General features: G+C 69.6%; 17 protein-coding genes and 1 pseudogene. 10 read left to right on the top strand and 8 right to left on the bottom strand.

From position 1 onward, the window contains the following. Positions 1-21 precede the first annotated feature (21 nt). From ACFPP6_RS20870 to ACFPP6_RS20880, 3 genes are all read left to right on the top strand, one after another. Positions 22-351, top strand: coding sequence for a MazG-like family protein (locus ACFPP6_RS20870; protein ID WP_382044481.1), 330 nt, complete (start codon positions 22-24; stop codon positions 349-351). A gap of 103 nt (positions 352-454) precedes the next feature. After that, complete coding sequence (locus ACFPP6_RS20875; RefSeq protein WP_382044483.1) at positions 455-925, top strand: NUDIX domain-containing protein; 471 nt, start codon at positions 455-457, stop codon at positions 923-925. 614 nt (positions 926-1,539) lie between these two features. Next, positions 1,540-1,770: a hypothetical protein gene (locus ACFPP6_RS20880; RefSeq protein WP_382044486.1), complete on the top strand. Its 231-nt coding sequence runs from the start codon at positions 1,540-1,542 to the stop codon at positions 1,768-1,770. Between the two features lie 133 nt (positions 1,771-1,903). Here ACFPP6_RS20880 and ACFPP6_RS20885 read toward each other — a convergent pair whose 3' ends face one another. Next, positions 1,904-3,238, bottom strand: a complete 1,335-nt coding sequence (locus ACFPP6_RS20885) for a hypothetical protein (RefSeq protein ID WP_382044488.1) — start codon at positions 3,236-3,238, stop codon at positions 1,904-1,906. A 311-nt stretch (positions 3,239-3,549) separates the two neighbouring features. Between ACFPP6_RS20885 and ACFPP6_RS20890 the strand changes: the two genes are divergently transcribed. From ACFPP6_RS20890 to ACFPP6_RS20910, 5 genes and pseudogenes are all read left to right on the top strand, one after another. Then, positions 3,550-4,095 carry a hypothetical protein gene (locus tag ACFPP6_RS20890; RefSeq protein ID WP_382044491.1) on the top strand — a complete coding sequence of 182 codons (546 nt, stop codon included), beginning with the start codon at positions 3,550-3,552 and terminating at the stop codon, positions 4,093-4,095. Between the two features lie 326 nt (positions 4,096-4,421). Beyond that, on the top strand, positions 4,422-6,389 hold the full coding sequence (locus ACFPP6_RS20895; RefSeq protein WP_382044494.1) for a hypothetical protein: 1,968 nt from the start codon (positions 4,422-4,424) through the stop codon (positions 6,387-6,389). A 160-nt stretch (positions 6,390-6,549) separates the two neighbouring features. Beyond that, the gene (locus ACFPP6_RS20900) at positions 6,550-7,095 is read left to right on the top strand and encodes a hypothetical protein (RefSeq protein WP_382044496.1); all 546 of its coding nucleotides are present in this window, start codon (positions 6,550-6,552) and stop codon (positions 7,093-7,095) included. A gap of 93 nt (positions 7,096-7,188) precedes the next feature. Beyond that, positions 7,189-7,806 carry a hypothetical protein gene (locus ACFPP6_RS20905; RefSeq protein ID WP_382044499.1) on the top strand — a complete coding sequence of 206 codons (618 nt, stop codon included), beginning with the start codon at positions 7,189-7,191 and terminating at the stop codon, positions 7,804-7,806. 613 nt (positions 7,807-8,419) lie between these two features. Continuing rightward, positions 8,420-8,605 (top strand): annotated as a pseudogene (locus ACFPP6_RS20910) (CorA family divalent cation transporter); the annotation flags it as partial. A 37-nt stretch (positions 8,606-8,642) separates the two neighbouring features. Here the strand turns inward: ACFPP6_RS20910 and ACFPP6_RS20915 are convergent. From ACFPP6_RS20915 to ACFPP6_RS20930, 4 genes are all read right to left on the bottom strand, one after another. After that, entirely contained in the window at positions 8,643-11,489 is a 2,847-nt protein-coding gene (locus ACFPP6_RS20915) for an NHLP bacteriocin export ABC transporter permease/ATPase subunit (RefSeq protein ID WP_382044615.1), read from the bottom strand. An 85-nt stretch (positions 11,490-11,574) separates the two neighbouring features. Then, positions 11,575-13,779, bottom strand: coding sequence for an NHLP family bacteriocin export ABC transporter peptidase/permease/ATPase subunit (locus ACFPP6_RS20920; RefSeq protein ID WP_382044502.1), 2,205 nt, complete (start codon positions 13,777-13,779; stop codon positions 11,575-11,577). Beyond that, positions 13,776-14,582, bottom strand: coding sequence for an HlyD family efflux transporter periplasmic adaptor subunit (locus ACFPP6_RS20925; protein ID WP_382044504.1), 807 nt, complete (start codon positions 14,580-14,582; stop codon positions 13,776-13,778). Before ACFPP6_RS20925 ends, ACFPP6_RS20920 begins: the two co-directional genes overlap by 4 nt. 146 nt (positions 14,583-14,728) lie before the next feature. Then, a complete protein-coding gene (locus tag ACFPP6_RS20930) occupies positions 14,729-14,947 on the bottom strand; it encodes a hypothetical protein (protein ID WP_058042404.1) in 219 nt (72 codons plus the stop codon). A gap of 558 nt (positions 14,948-15,505) precedes the next feature. Between ACFPP6_RS20930 and ACFPP6_RS20935 the strand changes: the two genes are divergently transcribed. Further along, a complete protein-coding gene (locus ACFPP6_RS20935) occupies positions 15,506-16,393 on the top strand; it encodes an NAD(P)-dependent oxidoreductase (RefSeq protein WP_382044507.1) in 888 nt (295 codons plus the stop codon). Positions 16,394-16,419: 26 nt separating this feature from the next. Here the strand turns inward: ACFPP6_RS20935 and ACFPP6_RS20940 are convergent, their stop codons facing one another. Both ACFPP6_RS20940 and mgtA read right to left on the bottom strand, forming a co-directional pair. Continuing rightward, complete coding sequence (locus ACFPP6_RS20940; protein WP_245699679.1) at positions 16,420-17,214, bottom strand: MgtC/SapB family protein; 795 nt, start codon at positions 17,212-17,214, stop codon at positions 16,420-16,422. A 35-nt stretch (positions 17,215-17,249) separates the two neighbouring features. Beyond that, complete coding sequence (gene mgtA, locus ACFPP6_RS20945) at positions 17,250-20,000, bottom strand: magnesium-translocating P-type ATPase (RefSeq protein ID WP_382044510.1); 2,751 nt, start codon at positions 19,998-20,000, stop codon at positions 17,250-17,252. A gap of 498 nt (positions 20,001-20,498) precedes the next feature. Here mgtA and ACFPP6_RS20950 point away from each other — a divergent pair, with 498 nt between their 5' ends. Next, positions 20,499-21,479, top strand: coding sequence for an endonuclease/exonuclease/phosphatase family protein (locus ACFPP6_RS20950; RefSeq protein ID WP_382044512.1), 981 nt, complete (start codon positions 20,499-20,501; stop codon positions 21,477-21,479). Between the two features lie 25 nt (positions 21,480-21,504). On the opposite strand, the gene ACFPP6_RS20955 is transcribed toward ACFPP6_RS20950, so the two are convergent. Beyond that, a complete protein-coding gene (locus ACFPP6_RS20955; RefSeq protein ID WP_336006609.1) occupies positions 21,505-21,750 on the bottom strand; it encodes a hypothetical protein in 246 nt (81 codons plus the stop codon). Positions 21,751-21,805: the final 55 nt, after the last annotated feature.

The following is a 21,805-nucleotide window of genomic DNA, read 5'->3' on the forward strand; positions in this document are numbered from 1 at the left end:
CACACGGATGGGAGATCCGTCATGGACGACCTGTGGGACGACATCACCAAGCTCTCCGCCGTCTGCCGCAAGGCCGGTGAACACCTCCCTGACGAGGAACTCAAGGCCCTCCAGGTGGGCAAGGTCGCCGAGGAGTCCGGCGAGGCCATGCACGCCCTCCACGGCCTGAAGGGCCTGACCACCTGCGGCGACGCCCACAGCTGGTCCGAGGTCCAGAACGACCTCGCCGGCGCCGTCATCGCCGCCCTGCTGGCCATGCACTACGTCGACCCCGAAGGCGCCCGCGCAACGTTCGAGGAGATCTTCCACCGCCGCACCCGCAGGGGCCGCGAATCCGCTGCTGCCGCCTGACCGCTCCCTCCTAGCCAGGCCGGCGATCGCGAGCCCTCGGGACGCGACCGCCGGCTCGTGTCGTAGACGCTCCACCTCCACCCCCAGGGTGGACGATGGCGGGATGACCGACACCGAGCTCGAAGCGGAAGCGATCAAGTCCGGTACTGGGGTATCCGCGCTGATCACAAACAGCCAGGGCGAATACCTGCTCCACCTCCGCGACGACATCGAAGGCATCTGCTGGCCCGGCTACTGGACACCTGTCGGCGGACGCCCCGAACCGGGCGAATCGCCGGCCGACACCGTCGCACGCGAGGTAGCGGAGGAGACCGGACTCACCATCCCGCTGAAGGAGTTCACCACCGTCCAGCAGAGAAACGCCGAACACCTCGGCAAGGGCCCGATCGCCATCTACACCGGCCACTGGGACGGAGACGCCCACGCCCTCCCCCTCACCGAGGGCATCATGCTCCACTGGTTCCCGATCTCGGTGCTCCCACGACTCCGCGTACCCCCGTGGTGCCAAGAAGCAATCACCCTCCACCAGAATGCGCGGACGAACCTCCCCGTTTCGGAGGACACCAGCCCATGACCACCAGCCGTTGCGACCATTGCGACCTGATCATCGGGGCAGGCTGCGCGTCCTCTCCGTGGCCGCCTCAGCGCGAGGCGGCCCCCATCCGGGCTGAGGAAACTGGGATCCGAACAACATCCTCGTATCGCCGACGCAGTACGCACATCCCTGGCTGCATGCACCTGTCCGAGAGCGAGATCAAAGCCCCCAGCCATCGGTCGAGGGTGACGACGGATTCGCCAGCTTCGAGGATGATCGAGGCGTAGGTGTGCCGGAGGACGTGAAAGCCGTCCTTGCTGGAGATCTTCCAGCGCTTGCCCTTCTTCCGCATGGGGATGACCCGGCCACCGCGAGAGCGGGCTTCCAGGCCTCGTCGTTGAAGATGTTGGCACGGATTGCGTTTCCGTACATCGTAGTCAGAACGAGCGGGAACGTCCGCTTCTCACGCCCGGGCTCCGGGCCGCCCCAGGGCAGCTCCACCTCCACTGCCGGGTGCTGGAGGAAGTGATGCGCGTCTTCCCGCCCTTAGGCAGGGTGAAGTACAAGCCATTCAGCAGTTGGATCTGTCTGCGCACACGTATGATCCCGCGCTGGAAGTTGACGTCCTCCGGCGAGAGGCCGAAGACCTCCCCTTGCCGCAGCCTGCAGCCGACCACGACCACGACCACGACCACGACGGCAATGCGGTACCGCGCTTTGATCGCGTCCCGCACGCGCTGCGTGGTCTCCTGGTGCAGACGTGGGTGGAGCTGGGGCAGCCGGGCATCGCCGACCACTACGTAGTCCTCGAACGAGCGAGCGGCAACGAGACGGTCTTCTATCCGGTCGAGTGGCATCTGCGCGAGGGCTACCGGCAGCACTGACCGACACGACGCGAGAGGGGATACTGGCCCAGACCGGTATCCCCTCTCGCGAGCTGGGACCTCCGGCCAGCCGATAGCGACGCCTTTCCCGGATGCTGCCGAAGCCCAACGTCGCAGCCTGCCTGAGCCGCCTCTACTCGGCTTCGGAGTCCAGGTCGAGCGCCTGCTCCTCGACTGCGAGATAGGTGTCTGCGGTCGCCGCCTCCAGGAATCCCTCCTCCCTGGGGAGCGCGAGCCGGGGAGCCAGATCGATGAGGCGCAGCCAGGTGCTGTCGTTCCCCATAGCGAAGCCAGCTCGCACGGCACGGAGTTGATCGTCTCGCTGTTCCTCTCGGACTTCGCGCGCGTACTCCTGGACCTCAGTGATCCTCTTCTTGTACGCGCGGTCGCTCACCCAGCGTTCGACCATCGGCACGGCTGCGCTGTCCGCGCTTCGCACTTCTCGGGGCAGTACGTCCAGGTATTTGGGGCGCGCTTCTCGGACCCGGGCGACGACGCGGCGCTCCGCCTCGGCCAGTGCCCGGCAGGCGCCGTACAGGCGCCGGGACATGCCGAGCATGAGGTCCGTTCCCGGTAGTCGTCCCACCAGCATGTCCAGGCCGTGCTGCTGCCTGATGACCTCGTCCCCGGTGTCCGGTGCGATATGGCGACGCAGTTCGGTCGTCGCGGGGTCGCTCTCCAGCAGGCGGACCAGGCTCCCTCGCTGTGCTGTTGATCCTTCGTCAGGCCTGCCGATGGCCGTGACGCGCAACCCGTTTCGGGGCAGCGATGCCAGCGCCAGATAGGACAGCATGCGTGACCTGGCGAGCTCCAGGAGCGCCTCGTCGTCCTGCTCCAGGATCTCTTCGTCCGTGCTGTGAGCGGAGGCGTCCTCGATGTCAATCATCATGAACAGACGCCGCTCCAGGCTGGTGCCGCACAGTACTTTCTGGTGCGGGGCGGGCACGAGGGCGCCGACGTCGAGTTGCTTCGCTCCCTTTTCCCGGGCGCCCCAGCCGAGCCTGCGGCTCCCTTTCGCCTCGATCAGCCAGAGCTCGGAAGTGGCTGGGTGCGTGCCGAACAGGTCCGGCAGGCTGCGCGTCTTGGACCATCCGGGCGTCGCGCCCTGCGGTATCGCGCTCTCGGCGTGCGTGGTGGGACCGAGCCCCATCATGCGGCAGGCCCACTCTGCCATCGTCATGCCGACGTGGTAGCCGAAGGCGGTACGGGTCGAACTCTCCGTTCCGTGGGAGTAGACGACGCTGGGCACGACCTCGTGCCCAGCACGGACGAGGTAAGCCGAGAGGGGATACCGGCGCGCCATGATCTCGCGGCGTGCGAGACGCGGTGTGGTGGTGAGCCAGGGGGTGATGTCCCGTCCCACGGTGGTCGTGGCGTCGAGGAGAGCACGCCACGTCGTCCTGACCAGATAGGCGCCGTCCGCGGGGATGCCGACGGTCTTGGGCCAGGGCTGGTGGGCTGAAGCCACCTCCGGAGGGAAGGGGCGTGGTGCCGGGGTCAGCGGGGAGCTGCGGCGGAGGAATACAGGGACGTCGAAGGCATCGGGCGCGGATATCGGGGTGTCCCCGGCGCCGGCCCCGGCAGGCGGCTTCATGCGCTTACTGTGCCACTGGCCTGCGAGGTCACGTGCGGCGGGACCGGGTACTGCTTCAGCCGACCTGCGGGTCCCCCTAATCGAACGTGCATTTTCGGCCGTTGACGGGCGAACTGGGTGCCGGACTCCACGCGAGGCGGTAGGAGTGATGACCCGGCCAGGGGACAACCACAGAAGGGAAGATCATGCCCGATGCCATAAGCCTCGCCATGGTCACTCAGTCCGCGCTTCCTGCGGCGTTCACTTTCGTCTTCCAGCAGGTGGACTCCCTGATCGGCCGGTGGCGAGGGCGACGCGAGGCCCCCGCCGAGTCGACTGGGCAGGTGCCGGCAGAGCTTGTCGGCGCCCTTGCGCTGCCTCTCACGCCCGACGCCATACGGCTGGAAGCTCGGGCAGGCGAGTTGGAGGCGTACCTGCTCGCGCTCTCCCGCTATCGGGAGGACCCGTCGCTGATCACAACTTCCGACGCTGTGTTGATGGCGATGCTGAGCCGGGCACGCGATGCCCTGGAGGAGATCTACGGGCAGCGGATCACCTTCCGCGGCGAGCAGCGCCTCCGCTCGGGTCCCTTCACCGCAGGGCGATACAAGGAGGTAGCAGGGGAGCTTGTTGGCATGGAGGCGAATGAAGCCATTCGCGGGGAAGTAACCGTCGATCTCGACATCGACGTCATCCAGCCCGGCGGGAAGGTCGTCGGGATGACCGCACCCGTCATCGAAGATCGCAACTGACCCCAGCGAACCCGCCCCATCCCGCCATTCCCAGGAGCCGCTACATGACCGTGCCGACACCATCACCGTCCGGACCTCCCTCTGGCAGCCGCCCTGATCAGACCGGTCAGGGCCCGCACGTCCCGGAGGAGGAACCGAGCGCGCAAGGAACCTCAGACACTGAGCCTCCGGCCGACGGTGAACGCCGGCCGGGACAGGGGGCCATACCGTCGGGGGCTGCGACCGAACCCGACCCGGCTGCAGCATCAGGTGCCTCGCCAGGAGGATCTCCGGCAACTGGGGAGGCGCCTGCCAACGGCGGCCCACGCACCAACGTGCACGCGAACATGAACTTCGGCACCCTCATTGGGCAGGTCATTCAAGCCGCGGTTCGCATCCACCGCGGTCAACCCCTGCCACACGACTGGGTGGACGAGCAACTCGTCGGCTACGTTCCGCCCCGCAATGAGGGCGAGGCTGCCGCGATCCTGCGTCGAGAAAAGGTCCTTGTTCTCGTGGCCGACGCCGTCGGAACCGGACGCTGGACAACGGCTCTGAAGCTTCTGCGGCATTACCCCGATGGGGCGTTGACCATTCGTCCCGTGCGACGCGAAGCGGGCGACGACTTCACCATGGAGGGCCTGCGCGGTCAGGAGCGCACAGGCTGGATCTTAGACCTACGTGCGACCGGTGAAAGCGTCCCTGTAGGAAGAATGTTTGGGCGTGAGCTGAACGATACAGCGCCTCTCAAGAGCGCCGAATCGGTGCTGATCGTACTGGTCAGCACTGAGTTGTGGAAGCAGATCGGCGAGGGCGCCGGCAACCTAGATGTCGCGATGGACCCTGCGGACCCTGCCGAGATTTTGACGGCATACCTTGGTTTGAGTGACGCTTGCCCCGATCCGGACAAGTGGAAGAACGATCACCGCCTCAAGGCCCACGTTAGGCACCTACTTCCAGGGCAGGTATATGAGTGGGCACGGACGATCGTCGAGGTGGCAAGCGACCAGAGCGGCAGTGGGTCATCGGAGACCCCTGAGAAAAGGTTCACCAAGCAGGTCGAAGCCGTCATCAATGCGCGGCTCCGCTGGTTCGAGCAATTAGCTGAATGGCATTCCCGGCCGGGACGTACCAGCTTCGAGCGCAACTACCTGCTGTCCATGGCTGTGTACGACGGCAGCGTTGTGGAAGACGTCCATGAGAAGGTGGCCTTATTGGCAACCGCTTTTGAAGAGGACGCTGAACCCCTACGCGGCCAGCAAGGCCCCGGCTTGGTAGAACTTACCCGGCAAATCGACGCCAAACTTCAGCCGGACGGCTCGATTCGTTTCCCTGGTCCGGGATTTGCAGAAGCTGTCGTGGACTACTTCTGGCTCGACCGCCCACACCTGCTCGACAAGTTCACCAAATGGACCGTCGACCAGTGCTTGGCACTTGAACAGCCCCACCAGAGCGCACTCGCGGAACGTGTAACCCCTTGGGTGCTTCATCACTGCCAATCCACACGCTCTACGCGGTTCCTTCGTTCCGTAGCTACCCGCTGGTCAGAGAATTCCCGTCTGCTCTCCCACGCCGTCAACCTCCTTGTCGCCACCAGCCTAGATGCGCAGATAGGCAGCCTCACCCGCAATGCCATCACCAAATGGATTGAGCAGCCCAAAACTACGGTAGCCCTCAAGTGCGCTATCACCAAAGCGTGCCAACACCTAGCGCCAGTACACCCGACAAGTATGTTGCGGCGTCTGGCAGAACTCGCCGCCACAGCTGAACCCGAAGTTGGCGTGACGGTTGGAGAGTCGATCAACGCTCTATGGGACGACTCGGAACTCAGGCCCCGACTTCACGAGGCTCTGACGAACTGGTTGGAAAGTGAAAAGCCCACTGTGCAGCGCGCAGCGGGCAATGCCTTCCTCCACTTGGCTATGAAACTCGACGATACGGGAATGCCTACCCTGCTCTCCGACGACAAGGCACCCATCTGGGTAGTCAACAGCTGGCGCAGTATCCTCGAAGCAGATGACCTCAGCTCGCTTGCGCTTCGTGTCAGCACCTCCTGGTTGGATGCTTCCGCCGTCAGCCCAGAGGCACGTGAGATCGTCGCGGATGTTTTCGTGCGTGCTGTGCACGACACACCTAAGGAAGCTCGACGCGGCATACGGGCCCTGAACTTCTTCCGCATTGCAGAGAACTGGAGGATCCTGGGCCGGGCACTTGACGAGCCGACCCGTAACCAGGAGCGCGCCACCATTGTCGAGCGGGTTGAGGCAGCCGACCCTCGCACGGTCGCTGGTCCCGTAAGTGCGGGCGGTGCGTAGACCATGGGTGCGGCGCCCCCTTCGCTCAGGCCAGCTCCGCAACACAGCCCAGGTACGGAGTGCGGACACCGGCTTCCTCTTTCACCTCGACATCGAGGGTTGCTGGGAGGAGCGGGCCAAGCACGCCCATCACAATCCTGAATCGGCCGTAATGTCATATGTGATCGAGCAGGTTGAGGCACTGGCCAGACCTCTCTCTGTGCTTGAGCACCACCGACTTCAGCACCAAGCGAACGCAGTCCTCGGACAAGCTGTCAGCCTGGCGCACGGTTTCTGGGTGCGCTGGGCGAGCGTCTATGTCCACGTTCTCCCTCAGGACCTCGGCGCCCTTCTCGACGCGCAGCGCCGCCAGCTAGCGGCCAAACTTGCCGATGAAACGGAACGGCTCAGGATCGAACGCATCATTTCGTTCCGGAATAGCCTGCGCGAAGACCCGACCCTTGCCCTGGCCCAGATGCTTCTTGAGTCGCCGGCCGCCGTGACTCCATCAACTTTCGACACCATGGAGAGCATCGCCTCACGCGTTGCTGCCTACGCGCCTGGCGCGAAAGCTGTCGCCGTCGCGCAACTGCTCAGGGACTTCACAGCCGAGCTCAAACCAGACGCTAAGCAGTTCATCGCGGACCGGCTCTGCACGGTCCTCGTCGAGTTCGGGGGGACGGCAGAGGCAGAGGAGCTCCGCGCCATCCTGCGAGCTGATAGCTGATGCCTGTGGGCACGATCCGCGCGTGGCCGGACGGCGGGGCACAAGCCGCGTTGCGCGATCATGGTTTGGGGCGCGGGGCTCGGGAGTCTGTTCATGGGCCGTCCCAACCGCGCCGTGCGAGCCGCGATCACCCAGCGCCGCATAGACGCCGTCGATCTCAGGGCCACTGGCGTCGGCTGGTTGGTCATCGGACGGAAGCTTGCTGCCGACCCCTCCGTCAACTCCGATGGCCGCGCCTACCCGCAGGGTTACGGCATCGACCGATACAGGCGAGGGCTGGCACCGCCCAGCGACAAGCGGTTGATCGAGCAAGCATGTAAGGACGTCTCCGAAGCCCTCAAGGAGCGCGCTGCGGAGCTCAGCCGGAGCACAGACCAGCTGCGACAGCTGACGATGGAGCGTCTTGAGCGCCTGTTCTACCCGATGTACCAGCTGGCGGTACGTTCCGGGGACTACTGGGCCACGGACCGGGCGGTGCGCATCATCGAGCGCGAGTGTCGCCTTCTCGGGCTCGATCGGCTGGCCCGTACGGACCTATCCGGCCCTGACAGTGCTCCGGTACGGCTAGAGGCCGGGGGCTTGGCAGAGCTGGAGCGCCTGATCGGCCTGGATGGCGGCTCGTCAGTCGAGGGCGCCCCAGCATCTCTAAGGGGTGCAGAAGGACCTGCCCAGGTTCCTTGTCGATGCAGGTCAACCCAGGTGTCAGCGTGAGCCCGAGGTGAGCCCCGTGTGAGCCTGAACGCCTTCGGACGGGCCGTCACCGCATGATCCCCAACGCACCACCGCCCGGCGCTGACCTGCACAGACAGCCACCGGGCGGCATGACGTGAGCCGCCTCAACACGAGTGGTCTTGAACTCGTAATGCGTAGGTCTCAGCTTCACGACCGGCTCGGCCTTCCCGCCCCCTCAGCGTTCTGCTCATCACCCCGCCGGATTCGCCCGCCATCCGGGAGGCTTTGCATGATCACCTCGGGGGATCCTCACACCTACCCTTGGCCATTCAACGCACAGGGTCGCTGGATGCCCATCAGGGATGCGCCGAGCGCTTAGCACCCCTCTCCCCCTACGGCTCGACAGGCTCATCGAACCAGTGAGTGACGGCCCAGCAGTGCCCCAAGGGGAGCCCTCAGCCCGGCCTCCTCCCCGAAGGCGGATCGGCCCCCTGGGGAGAATCTGGGGAGAATAAAGCCCCGTTGGGGAGCGGCTGGGGAGGATCAGCCGTACAAACGGGCAGCACGACGAAAGAGCTGGAAAGACGGATCGTCGCAGGTCAGAGCACATCTCCAGTAGATCTCCGCAGGTCAGCCACGCGAGGGCGACGACTTCAAGAAAATCTCGTCGTGGGCGGCCATCCTCTTCGCCCCGACCCTGGTCGGCACGATCTACGGCATGAACTTCACGCACATGCCGGAACTCACCTGGACCTTCGGCTACCCCTTCGCCATCGCCCTGATGGCCCTGGTCTGCGTCAGCCTCTACTTCGTCTTCAAACGCCGCGACTGGCTCTGAGACCCCGGCGGCGGTGCCCCCGCCGCCGGGGCCCGGGTCAGGCGAGTTGGCGGTGGGCCAGTTCGTGGAAGAGGCCTGTGGTGTCGGTCAGGAGGGTGGTGGGTGGGCCCTGTTGGGTTATGCGGCCTTCCGACATGACGATGACGCGGTCGGCGTCCATGACCGTGGACAGGCGGTGGGCGATCACGATGCGCGTGGACCGCAGGGCGCGGGTGGATTCGATGACCACGCGCTGGGCCTCGTTGTCCAGGGCGCTCGTGGCCTCGTCCAGGAAGAGGATGCGGGGCTTGCGGATGAGGGCCTGGGCGATCATGAGGCGCTGGCGCTGGCCGCCGGAGACGGTGCCGCCGCCGTCGGAGAGCATGGTGTGCATGCCCATGGGCATCGCCTTGATGTCCTCGGCGAGGCCCGCCATCGCGGCGGCCTCCCACGCCTCTTCCAGGGTGAAGTCGCCGGCGCCGCGGATGCAGTCGAGGATCGAGCCGGAGAAGGGCTGGGCGTGCTGGAGGACGACGCCGCACTGGCGGCGGACGGCCGGCCGGTCGAGGGCGGCGAGGTCCTGGCCGTCGTAGAGGACGCTGCCGGAGGCGGGCTTGTCGAAGCCGATGAGCAGGCGCAGGAGGGTCGACTTGCCGCAGCCGCTGGCGCCGACGACGGCGACGAACTCGCCCGGGCGCACGTCGAGGGTCACGTCGTCGAGGACGAGCGGGCCGTCCGCGCTGTAGCGGTAGGACAGGTTTCTGGCCGCCAGGGCGCCGCTCAGCTCGCCCGGCTGGACGCTCGCGCCGCGGACCTCCACCTCGGCCCGGAGGATCGGCCTGACCTGTTCGAACATCGGCTGGACCGCGGCCGCCGACAGGAGGGCGCCGGTCAGCTGGGTCACGGAGGACAGCAGCATCGTCACGGCGGTGCTGAAGGTGAGGAAGTCCCCGGCGGACATGCTGCCCCGGGCCGGGCCCGCCAGGAGCATGAACATCACGAGCGTGCACAGGGGCAGGCAGACCGCGTTGAGCACCGTCACGACGTTCTTGAGCCGGCCGATGCGCTGCTGCAGCTCGCGGGTGCGGGCGAACTCCCGTGCCCAGGCGGCGTAGGCGAAGCTCTCGGCCGCGGCCACGCGCAGCTTCGGCAGTCCCCGCAGGGTCTGGAACGCCTGGTTGTTGAGCTTGTTGCTCAGCTTGATCAGCTGCCGCTGCCAGCGCAGCTGCCACAGCCCCAGGCCCAGGAAGACCGCCGAGATGACGGTGAGCATGGCGACGGCGGCCAGCGCCAGCGGCACGCTGTAGACGAGCAGCAGGACGAGGTTCATGGTGCCGACGGTGGCCGCCTGCAGGACGACCGGGCCGATGCCGGACAGCGTCCGGCGTACGGCGCTGATGCCCATGGCCGCACCGGCCAGTTCGCCGGTGGAGCGGCCGGTGAAGAAGGTCGTCGGCAGCCGCAGCAGCCGGTCCCAGACGGCCGGCTGCAGGGTGGCCTCGATACGGCCTTCCATGCGCAGGACGGAGACGTTCTGCAGCAGCATGAAGACCGCCGATACGACGCTCGTGACGACGAGCGCCAGAGCGGTCTGCACGATCAGGCCGGTCTCGGCGGCGGGTACGTACGTGCCGAGCACCCGCCCCGTGGCGACGGGCACGAGGGCGCCCAGGCCGACGGCGACCAGGCCGCCCAGCAGGATGCCGCGCAGGTCCCTGCCGGTGCCGCGCACGCTGAAGCGCACCAGCCCCAGCGGCCCCAACGGCACGTCCGGCAGCGGGCGGTAGAACATGACCGCACGCGGCTCGAAGGAGGACTCGGCGTCCTTCCCCACGCGCTCCCGCGTGCCGGTCGCCGGGTCGACCGCCTCGTAGCGGCCGCGCCGCCACAGCAGGGCGACCGGCGCCCCGTCCGCCGCGCGCCGGGCCACCAGGGGCCCGCCGTCCTCCTGCCACCAGCGGCCGCTCAGCCTCACGGTACGGGTGCGGATCCGCGAGGCGAGCGCGATGCGTTCGACGGGGTCCGTCCGGCCCGGCGAGGCCGCGCCGGGCTCGGACAGGGCGATGCCCGCCGCCCCGGCCACCAGCCGGCACACCTCGAACGTCGCTCTGTCGTCGCCGCCGTCGCCGCCGGCGCGCCCTCCGCGGGACCTCCTGCCGGAGCGGCCGATGGAGGCCAGCAGCACCCGGTCCGCCTGGGTTCGGGCGGCCTCGCCCGCCTCGATGCCGGCGGCCGTACGGTCCTCGTGGGCACGCTCCAGCTGCTCGATCCAGCGGTCGAGGGCGTACAGCAGGCGGTACTGCTGGTCGACCATGCCCTGCCACATCGCCGCGTCGACGAGGAGGCTCCCCGCGGCGTACCCCTCGTAGGCGGCGCCGTACTGCACGCTGCCCGGGGCGATCTGCATCCACAGGACGTCGTCGTCGGCACCGCTGCGGCCCGCGCCGGCCCGGTTGTTCTCCAGCGAGCTGTGCCCCGGTGGCTCGTTCCCCGGTGACCTGTTCTCCAGCGGCTTGTTCTCCAGCGGCGCCTGGTACAGCACATGCAGGCCGCGGCCGACGCCCAGGGCGAACGCGCCCTCCAAGGGGCTCAGCGCCCCTTCGGCGGCGGCGCCGTACATGCCGTACGACGGGTCGCCGTACGCGTACAGCTCCCCCAGCTCGATGCGGCGCAGCCGGCAGCCCTGCTGCGGGCGGCCGGTCAGCGTGTGCGCGGGGCCCTCCGCCGGGCCCAGCAGCAGCGTGCCCGGCCCCAGCCGGCCCAGGAAGTGCCAGTGGCCCGCCTGCGCGACGTCGACGGCGAACAGGTCCAGCTCGCCGCCCTCGACGAGCCACAGCACGTGCGGGCCCTCCAGCGACAGGCTGCGCAGCCCGGCGCAGTCGACCGGCGTCCCGAGCCCGCCCATGGCGGCCAGGACAGGATCGGAGAGAACGGGATCGGCGACGACCGGATCGGCGACGACCGGGGCGTGGTGGTACGGCGTCGTCACCTCAGTGCTCCTTGACCAGTTCCGCGTACGCGCCCCGCGCGGCCGCCAGGTACTCGTGCCGTCCGCGTTCCACGACCGTGCCCCGGTCGAGCACGACGATCTCGTCGCTGTCGCGCACGGTGCTCAGCCGGTGGGCGATGACGACGCAGGCGCAGCCGCGGCGCCGCAGGTTGTCCATGACGGTCTGCTCGGTGACGGCGTCCAGGGCGCTGGTCACCTCGTCCAGGACCATGACGCTGGGGCGGCGCACCAGCGCCCGGGCGATCTCCAGGCGCTGGCGCTGGCCGCCGGAGAAGTTGCGGCCGTCCTGCTCGACGCGGCTGTGGATGCCGCCGGGGCGGCGCGCGACGACGTCGTACACCGCGGCGTCCTGCAGCGCGGCGACGACGGCCTCGTCCGGGATCGACGGGTCCCACAGGGCGACGTTGTCGCGCACGGTGCCCTCGAAGAGGAAGACGTCCTGGTCGACGAAGGAGACGGAGGCGGCCAGCGCGCCGCGCGGGATGTCCTCCAGCCGCATTCCGTCGATGCGGATGGCGCCCTCCCAGGGGGCGTAGAGGCCGGATATGAGCCGGGAGACGGTGGACTTGCCGCTGCCGGAGCCGCCGACGAGCGCGATCTGCTGCCCGGGGCCGACCGAGAGCGAGAAGTCCTTCAGCAGCGGGGCGTCGAGGGGGCTGTAACCGAAGGTGACGTTCTCCAGCTCCACGTGGCCCTTGAGGCGGCGGGTGCCGGCGGGGGCCTCGCGCCGCGAGTAGACGGGGTCGGCGGGGAAGTTCTCGACGTCCTTGAGACGGGCGACGTCGGCCGCGAAGTCCTGGATCCGCCCGGCGACGCCGTTGAGCCGGGTGATCGGCGCGGTGAAGCCGGTGACCAGGGCCTGGAAGGCGACGAGCAGGCCGACGGACAGATGGCCCTCCACCGCCCGCACGCCGCCGATCATCAGGATCAGGGCGCTGTTGAGCGCGGCCAGCGCGGGCGCGACGACCGCCAGCCACGCGCTGGGCACGCCGAGCCGCTGCTGCACGTCGAGCGTGACCGCGTGCTGGCCGGCCCAGCGGCGGAAGAAGCCGCTCTCGCCGCCGGTTGCCTTCATCGTCTCGATGAGGGTCAGGCCGCTGTAGGAGGTGTTGGTGAGCCGGGCGCTCTCGGCGCGCAGCTTCTGCGTCCCGGTGGCCCGCAGGCGGACCACGATGCGCATGGCCACGACGTTGAGCAGCGCCATCAGCACGCCGACGACGGTGAGCTGCGGGTCGTACGTCCACAGCAGCACCGCGTAGAGCAGCACGACGACCGCGTCCACGCCGGCCGCGGCGAGGTCGCGCGCCAGGGTCTCGGCGACCGCGTCGTTGGACTGCAGGCGCTGGACGAGGTCGGCGGGGTTGCGCTGGGAGTAGAAGGTGACCGGAAGGCGGAGCAGGTGCCGCAGGAAGCGGGCGCTGCCCAGGGTGGAGGAGATGATGCGCCCGCGCAGCAGGTTGGCCTGCTGCAGCGCGGTGAGCGTCGCGGTGAGCACCAGGGCGCCCGCCATGGACGCGAAGAGCACGCCCAGCAGGGACGTCCGGCCGCCGATCAGGAACGTGTCGATGTACGTGCGGCTGAGCGCGGGCACCGCCGCGCCGACGACCACCAGCAGGAGGCTGGAGATCACGGCGGCGAGCAGGGTGCCGGAGGTGCCGCGCAGGCGGGCGGGCAGGGCGCCGGCGACGCCCGGCCTGCGGCCGGTGCGGCGGAAGTCGTCGCCGGGTTCGAAGGTAAGGACGACGCCGGTGAAGGCGTCGTCGAACTCGTCCATGGGGACGAACCGCCGCCCCTTGGCGGGGTCGTTGACGTACACGCCCCGGCGGCCGAAGCGGCGGCCCGTGCCGTCGTAGACGACGTAGTGGTTGAACTCCCAGAACAGGACGGCCGGCGAACGCACCCCGGCGAGCGCGCCGACGTCCATCTGCATGCCCTTGGCCTTCAGCCCGTGGCTGCGGGCGGCCTTGAGGAGGTTGCTCGCGCGGGAGCCGTCGCGCGAGACGCCGCACGCGATGCGCAGCTCCTCCAGGGGGACGAAGCGGCCGTAGTGGCCGAGCACCATGGCCAGCGCGGCGGCGCCGCACTCCACCGCCTCCATCTGCAGCACGGTGGGGGTACGGACGGGCCGTGGCGTACGGCCCCGGGGGGCGGGTGCGGGGGCGCGGCGGCGGCGCGAGGCGGTCACGGCAGCAGCCAGTCGACGGGCCGCTCGTCGGCGAGGTGGACGGCGCCGGTGACCGGCGTCGTGGAGTCGACGGCGTACGGGGGGCCGTCCGCCGAGGACCAGCGGTAGCCGGACCGGGCGGCGGGCGAGCGCTCCAGCCGTACGAGCACGGCGACGGGGTTGCCCTGCCGGGCGAACTGTGCGGCGAGCCGGGCGTCCCCGAGGAAGCCGCCGATCTGCGCCGGGGTCTGAGGGGCGCGGCCGACGGACTGGACGCGGCCGCGCAGCACGCCGAACTTCTCCCGGGGGACGGACTGGACGCTCAGGTCGACCGCGGCGCCCACGGGGATCTCGCCGCCGCTCCCGCCGGGCACGTACAGCATGGCCACCAGCGGCTCGTCCGGGTTCGTCACCTTTTCCACGGTCGCGACGTCCGCGCCGGTCGTGACGACCGCGCCCGTCCTGGCGACGAGCGTCGTCACCCTCCCGCCGGCCACGACGCGCACGGTCCGCTCGCCCCGGTCCGTGCTGATCTGCAGCAGGGGGGCGCCCGGCGCCAGCAGCTGGCCCTCGCGCGCGAGGACTCCGGTGACCTGCCCCGCGTACGGGCTCTGCAGCAGATAGCTTCCCTCGGCCCGGGTGAGAATGCCGGATGCGCTCAGCCTGGACGACACGGTCCCGGTGAACGCCCAGAAAGCCGCCGCCGCGACGACGACGACCGTGACGGCCAGCACGAGCCGGCCCTGCGGGCGCGCGAATCCTACGGGCAGATCGAGCTCTTCGGGCGATTGCAGCTTGGAAAGCGCCTGCTGGCGGAACTGCACGGACTATTCCTTCTACTGCAGCGGTGACTCGGGTACTGATGTCCGGGGTGCCGATGACCGGGGTACTGGAATATGCGGCGGAATTACGGGCAGCCGTGAACCCCGGAACAGGGGAGGAGTTCCGGGATTCACGGGTGGCGGTTTTCTCAGAGACCGGCGACGCCGGCGCGCACGCCGACGATGCCCTCGACCTGACCGGCCGCGCCCGGGACGGCCTGGACCGTCTGCAGCGAGGTCACGGTGCCCAGGACGTTGTGAACGTCGCCGGTCACGGCGCCGAGCAGGCCGCCGGAAATGCTCACACCGCCGGAAACGGCGTCCAGCTCGGCGTCGGCGATCTCACGGGTCTCGAGGTTGTCACGCATTATGGCGCACCCTTCGTTTGTCTGAATGTTTCTCAATTGACCGCGTCGGCCCGGCCGGAACCGGCCACCGTTCAAAGAGCCGTCGCGGTGCCGCAGATATAAGCACGCGAACGGGTGGCACGGCCAACCGCATTGACGTCCGGAGGCCCTTTCCGAAGGTGCGCTTTCAGATTCCTCCGCCGGATCATCACACGTTCTTCACAAGATCGAGTAACAGATACACGGGCACCATGATCCGCGCGGAACATAAATGGACACACGCCCACCAAGCGCGCCGGGCATAACCGGCATATCCAGGGGCGGTGAACAGGTGCTACCGCCGGTACTCGGAGATTGTGGAGATTTCCCGGAGCGACGTTCGGTGACGGGACCGGCACACCAGGTGCAGGCCGGGACGCGGCCGGGACACCTTCTCCGGGGTAATCACTCACCTCGAAGTGCGTACTTGAGGACCCGGCGGAACCCGGACGAAGCTCGTGACGGACCACCCCGCGAAGCACCCGACCAACCACGGCACGAACCACCGCACGAACCACCCCACGACCGAACGGACAGCAGATGACCCACGTCCCCTCCGGCGCGCCCGTCACCGTCATCGGCCTCGGCCCCATGGGCCGGGCCCTGGCCGGCGCCTTCCTGGAAGCAGGTCACCCGACCACCGTGTGGAACCGCTCCCCCGGCAAGGCCGCCGCCCTGGTCGAGCAGGGTGCGGTCCTCGCCCCCACCGTCGCCGAGGCGATCGCCGCGAGCCCCCTCGTCGTCGTCTGCGTCATCGACTACGCCGCCGTCCGCACGGTCCTCGGCCCGCAGACCACGGCCCTCGAGGGCCGGACCCTGGTGAACCTCACCGCCGACTCCCCCGCGAACGCCCGCGAGACGGCCGCGTGGGCCGCCCGGCACGGCTTCGGCTACCTGGACGGCGCGATCATGACCCCGACCGTGACCATCGGCGGCCCCGATGCCGTCGTGCTCTACAGCGGCCCGGAATCCGTCCACCGGGCCCACCGGGCCACGCTCGCCGCCCTGGGCGGCACCGGCACGTACCTCGGCGCCGACCCCGGCCGGGCCGCGGCCCACGACGTGGCCCTGCTCGACATCCTCTGGACGGCCATGAGCGGCATCGCGCACGCCTTCGCCCTCGCCGAGGCCGAGAACATCAAGGCGAAGGACCTGGAGCCGTTCGCCCAGGGCATCGTGGGCCTGCTGCCCCGCAGCCTCACCGATCACGCGGAGCGGACCGACGCGGGGAACCACGTCAGTGACGTCTTCACCCTCGCCTCGGCCGCGGCGGGCATCGAGCACGTCGTGGACGCCACCGAGCACCACGGCATCGACGCCGGCATCCTCAAGGCCGCCCGTGCGACCGCCCGGCGGGCCATCGAGGCGGGCTACGGCGACGACGCCTTCTCCCGCATGACGGAGGTGCTCGGCCGCCCCGCCGCGTGACGGCGATGCTCGGCCGGCCCGGCGCGTCACCTCCCCGTGAAGAAGTCCCGCACCCGGCGCCGCCCCCGGCGCTCCGCCGTGTAGTCGTCGTCCGCGTCGTCGTCGGGCCCCTGCAGGACGGTCCAGCTGACGGCCGAGACCGCGGGTTCCAGGGAGAGGCGGCTGACGGCCTCCTCCAGGAGGCTGTCGTCGCGGCGCTCGGTGGTGAGGTCGGCCGACACGACCACCTTGCCGGGAGCCTCCGCGTCGGCGCTGTAGACCGAGCGCAGCCGGAAGCCGGGGCGGGCGACGGCCTGGACGGCGAGGGTGCGGACGTGGGCCTCCTCGGGCTCGGTGCACACGACCTCGAAGTGGTAGTCGGTGGCCACTTCCGCGCCGCCGTGCGGCCCCCGGTCGAGGCCGCGCGCCAGCGGCCTCAGCAGCGTGTTGGCCCCGACCACGCCCACCGTGCCGAGCGCGGCCACCACGTACAGCCCGGTCCCGGCGAGGGCGCCGACGGCTGCCGAACACCACAGGGTCGCCGCGGTGTTGAGGCCGCGCACGCTCAGGCCGTCGCGCATGATGACGCCCGCGCCGAGGAAGCCGATGCCGGAGACGATCTGCGCGGCGACGCGGGAGCCGTCGTAGCCGGTGGTGCTGGTGGCGGAGGCGAAGCCGTACTGCGAGAGGAGGACGAAGAGGGCGGATCCGGCGGCGACCAGCGCGTTGGTGCGCAGTCCCGCCATCCGGGCCCGCCACTGGCGCTCCAGTCCGATGATCGCACCGAAGCCCAGGCCGGCCGCGATGTTGGCCGCCATGTGCCACTCGTTGACCACAACCATGATCCACCTTCCTCGTCGGTATCTCTATCGGCCGGTCACAGCCAGGTGTTGAATCGCCGGACGTACCAGGTCTTGACCACCTGGGTCAGGGCGCAGTACGCCAGCAGGATCGCGATCAGCCACGGGAAGTAGCCCATCGGCAGCGGCTCCATCGAGAGCGCCGGGGCCAGCGGCGAGAACGGCAGGAGGATGCCGAACGCCATCACCACGGCGGTCATCACCATCACCGGGACCGAGGCCCGGGACCCGATGAAGGGCACCTTGCGGGTGCGGATCATGTGGACGATGAGGGTCTGGGACAGCAGGCCCTCGACGAACCACCCGGACTGGAACAGCGTCTGGCCCGCCTCGCTGTCCGCGCCGAAGACGTGCCACAGCACCAGGAAGGTGGTGATGTCGAAGACGGAGCTGATCGGGCCGATGAAGAGCATGAACCGGGCGATGCCCCTGGCGTCCCACGTGCGCGGCTCGCGCAGGTACTCCGGGTCCATGCGGTCCCAGGGCGTGGCGAGCTGCGAGACGTCGTAGGCGAGGTTCTGCACCAGCAGGTGGATCGCGAGCATCGGCTGGAAGGGGATGAAGGCGCTGGCCACCAGGACCGAGAAGACGTTCCCGAAGTTCGAGCTCGCCGTCATCTTGATGTACTTGATGGTGTTGCCGAAGGTGGTGCGGCCCTGCTCGACGCCCTGCTCCAGGACCGTCAGGTCCTTCTCCAGCAGGATGATGTCGGCCGACTCCTTGGCGATGTCCACGGCCGTGTCGACGGAGATGCCGACGTCGGCGTCGCGCAGGGCCGCGGCGTCGTTGATGCCGTCGCCCAGGAAGCCCACGGTGTGGCCCTCGGCCTGCAGCGCCCGGACGATGCGGGCCTTCTGCACCGGGTTGGTCCTGGCGAAGACCGTGGTGGCGCGGACCAGGGCGCGCAGCTCCGTCTCGTCCAGGGTGTCGACGACGGCCCCGGTCACGACCGCCCCGACGTCGATGCCGACGTCGGCGCAGACGCGCGCGGCGACGAGCTCGTTGTCACCGGTGACGACCTTGACGGCGACGCCCTTCTCGGCGAGGGCCTGCAGGGCCGCAGCCGCGTCCGCCTTCGGCGGGTCGAGGAAGGCGAGGAAGCCGACGAGGGTCAGCCCGTCCTCGTCCGCGACGCCGTACGTCTCGCGCTCGCCGGGCAGCGTGCGCGTGGCGACCGCCAGCACGCGCATCCCCTGCCGGTTGTGGTCCTCGGCGGTACGGGTGACGCGGCGGCGCAGCCCGGCGTCGAGCTCGGTGCGGCGGCCGTCCTCGGTCATGTGGGTGCACAGCGCGAGGACTTCCTCGACGGCGCCCTTGGTGATGAGGAGGTGTTCCGCACCCGCGTGCTCGCCGGAAGCGGCCCCCTCCAGGTCGTTGCGCCTCAGGACCACCGACATGCGGCGGCGGGCGAAGTCGAAGGGGATCTCGTCGACCTTGGTGAAGCGGGCGTCGACGACAACCTCCTCGGCCTCGAGCACGCGGTCGATGACCGCCTGGTCCATGAGGTTGCGCAGGCCGGTCTGGAAGTGGCTGTTGAGGTAGGCGTATTCGAGGACCTCGGCGTCCTCCCGGCCGTGCGCGTCGAGGTAGCGGTCGAGGACGATGCGGTCCTCGGTGAGCGTGCCGGTCTTGTCGGTGCACAGCACGTCCATGGCGCCCAGGTTCTGGATGGCGTTCAGGCGCTTGACGACGACCTTGCGGCGCGACATGGCGACGGCGCCGCGCGCGAGGTTGGTGGTGACGACCATCGGCAGCATCTCGGGCGTGAGCCCGACGGCCACGGCGACGGCGAACATGAACGCCTCGTTCCAGTCGCCCTTGGTGAAGCCGTTGACGGCGAACACCAGCGGGACCATGACGAGCATGAAGCGGATCAGCAGGAAGCCGACCTTCTTCACACCGGCGTCGAAGCTGGTCTCGGGACGCTCGCCGACGAGGGACCCGGCCATCGACCCGAAGTAGGTGTCCGCGCCGGTGGCGACGACCACGCCGGTGGCGGTGCCGGAGGTCACCGAGGTGCCCATCAGGCAGAGGTTGTCGGCCTCTACGGGGTCGGTGGTCGTGGACTGCCCGTAGTCGTGGGTGCGCGTGTCGGCCTTGGCGACCGGCAGCGACTCCCCCGACAGCGCGGCCTGGCCGACCATGAGGTCCTTGGCCGTGAGCAGGCGCAGGTCGGCGGGGACGAGGTCGCCCGCGGACAGGCTCACGACGTCGCCCACGACGACCCGGTCCATCGGGATCTCGACGGTGGCCGGGGCGGCGCCGTGGCCCTCGCGGCGCCGGACGGCCGTGGTCGTGGTGACGAGGGCGCGCAGGGCGGCCGCGGCGCCCGCCGAGCGGTGCTCCTGCCAGAACCGCAGCAGGCCGCTGACCAGCACCATCGCGCCGATGATGGGGATCTTGGGGTCGAAGGGCTCCTCGTCGGCGACCTGCAGCCACTGCACGTACATGATCACCAGCAGGACGGCCAGGATCATGATGAAGGGGTTCCGGAAGGCTCTGGTGAGCTGCGCGTACCAGCGGGGGCCGGTGTCGTGCGCGACGACGTTGGCCCCGCCGCGCGCGAGCCGCAGCTCGGCGTCGTCCTGGCGCAGGCCGTGGGGCGTGGCGCGGGTGTCCTGCAGGACCTGCGCGGCCGGCCAACCGCTGATCCTGGCCAGCCGGTCGCCGGCGGCGCGGGTACGGGCCTCCAGCTCGGCGGCCTTGCGCTCGCGGCGGGTACGGCCCGGCGGAGCGAGCTTGCGGGGCGTGAGGGTGGTGTCGGTCATGGCGGAACCTCTCTCCGGGCACGACGGCGCGGCGCACGAACGCGTGACGGCATGGCCTCATGGCGGCATGGCGGCATGACCTCATGGCGGTACGGCCGGGCCGTGGGCACGGAAAAGTCGGTGGAGATGCAGGGATACGGGTCGCTACGGCTGCCGGAAGGCAGGAAAGAGCCGTACGGGCGACCGAGGACAAGGCCCGGTGAAGGCCTGATGAAGGTGCGCGCAACAGCGCCCGGGGTACACGACCCCGTAGGTCATCAGCTCAGTGGATCAGAGCGCTGCGCAAGCGGGAACCGCACTGAAGCGAGGACTTCCCTCGGGACTCCGACTGGCCATCCCGATCACCTCCTCGCTCGTACGAACAGTGCAGGCACCGCGCGAAATACACGCCAAATGCGGCCGGAGCGGCACCTTCAGCGTCTAGCTTGCCATATGACGTCAAGCCGTCCGCAATCAGCAGGTAATACAAAAGTCAAAACCGTGGAGGAGGCCGGCCCGGTGCCCGCGGCGGACCAGGCGCCGCCGCCCCTCGTCCGGTACAAGGCCGCCCGCTGGGGCGCGGGCCTGCTCCTGCTGCTGGTGAGCGGGCCGCTGCTGTGCCGTGCCTGCGACGTGGACGGCGTCACGCCGATGCCCCAACTGCTGGCGTTCCTGCCGTGGTTGCTCGCTCCGGCCGCGACGGCACTGGTCCTCTCGGCGGGCACCCGGTGGCTCGCCGGCTGTGCGTGGGCGCTGACCGCGGTCCTCGGCACGCTGTCCTTCCTGCCCCCGTACGCGGCCGACCGGGCACCCGCCTCCGGCCCGGTGGTGGCCCGGCTGCGCATCCTGACGGCCAATCTGGAGTTCGGCGGGGCGACCCCGGCCCTGCTGGAGGCCCTGCGGCGCGAGAAGCCGGACCTGGTCTCGGTGCAGGAGTGCGCGCCGGAGGAGTGCGCACCGGCCCTGGAGGGCGCGCAGGTGCGGGCCGCGTTCCCGTACCGGGTGATCGTGGGCGGCGGGCGGGCTCAGGGGTCGGCGCTGCTGAGCAGGTTCCCGCTGCGGCCGGACGGCGCGGTGCCCGGCACGCTGGCGATGCCCCGGGCACTGGTGCAGGTGCCGGGGGCGCAGCTGCTGTTCCAGGTGGCGCACCCGATGCCGCCGGTGGCGGGCGGGCTGGAGCTGTGGCGGACGGAGCTGGGCCGCATCCGCGCCATGGCCGCCGGCCGCGGCGGGGGGCCGACCGTCATCGCGGGGGACTTCAACGCCTCGCAGGACCACGCGGCCTTCCGCTCCGTGCTGGACACGGGGATGCGCGACAGCGCGGCCGTGGTCGGCCGATCCCGGACGCCCACCTGGCCGTCGCTGACGGCGCCCCCGCTGGGCGTCCAGATCGACCACGTCCTCCTCAGCCGGGCCCTGCAGCCCGACCGGGCCCGCTTCCTGGACCTGCCGGGCACCGATCACCGGGCGCTGGTGGTGGACGCGACGCTGCACGCGTGAGGGCGGGCCCGGCCGCACCCGGACGTCACACGGGCGGCAGGACGTCCGGCCCGATGACGGGCGTGTCGTCGTCGTGCAGCCCGCTGCACGGGGGGTGGTGCTTGCAGAAGAAGCCGCGGCCCGTGCAGTACGGGCAGAGGTGAGCCCCCGTCATGTGGCCGCCCTGGCCGGGCTGGTTCAGGTAGAGGACGGCGGCGTGGTAGTCGCCGCTCCCCCTGCACCCCTTGCAGAAGGCGTGGGGACCGGGGCACGCCTCTTCAGGCTCACTCATATCCGTGATGATGCGCGCCTGCCGCAGGAGCCGTACCCCACTTGGGCACGACTCC

Origin of the sequence: Streptomyces aureoversilis, assembly GCF_042657885.1 — a bacterium.
In the GTDB taxonomy this organism is placed as follows: Bacteria; Actinomycetota; Actinomycetes; order Streptomycetales; family Streptomycetaceae; genus Streptomyces; species Streptomyces aureoversilis.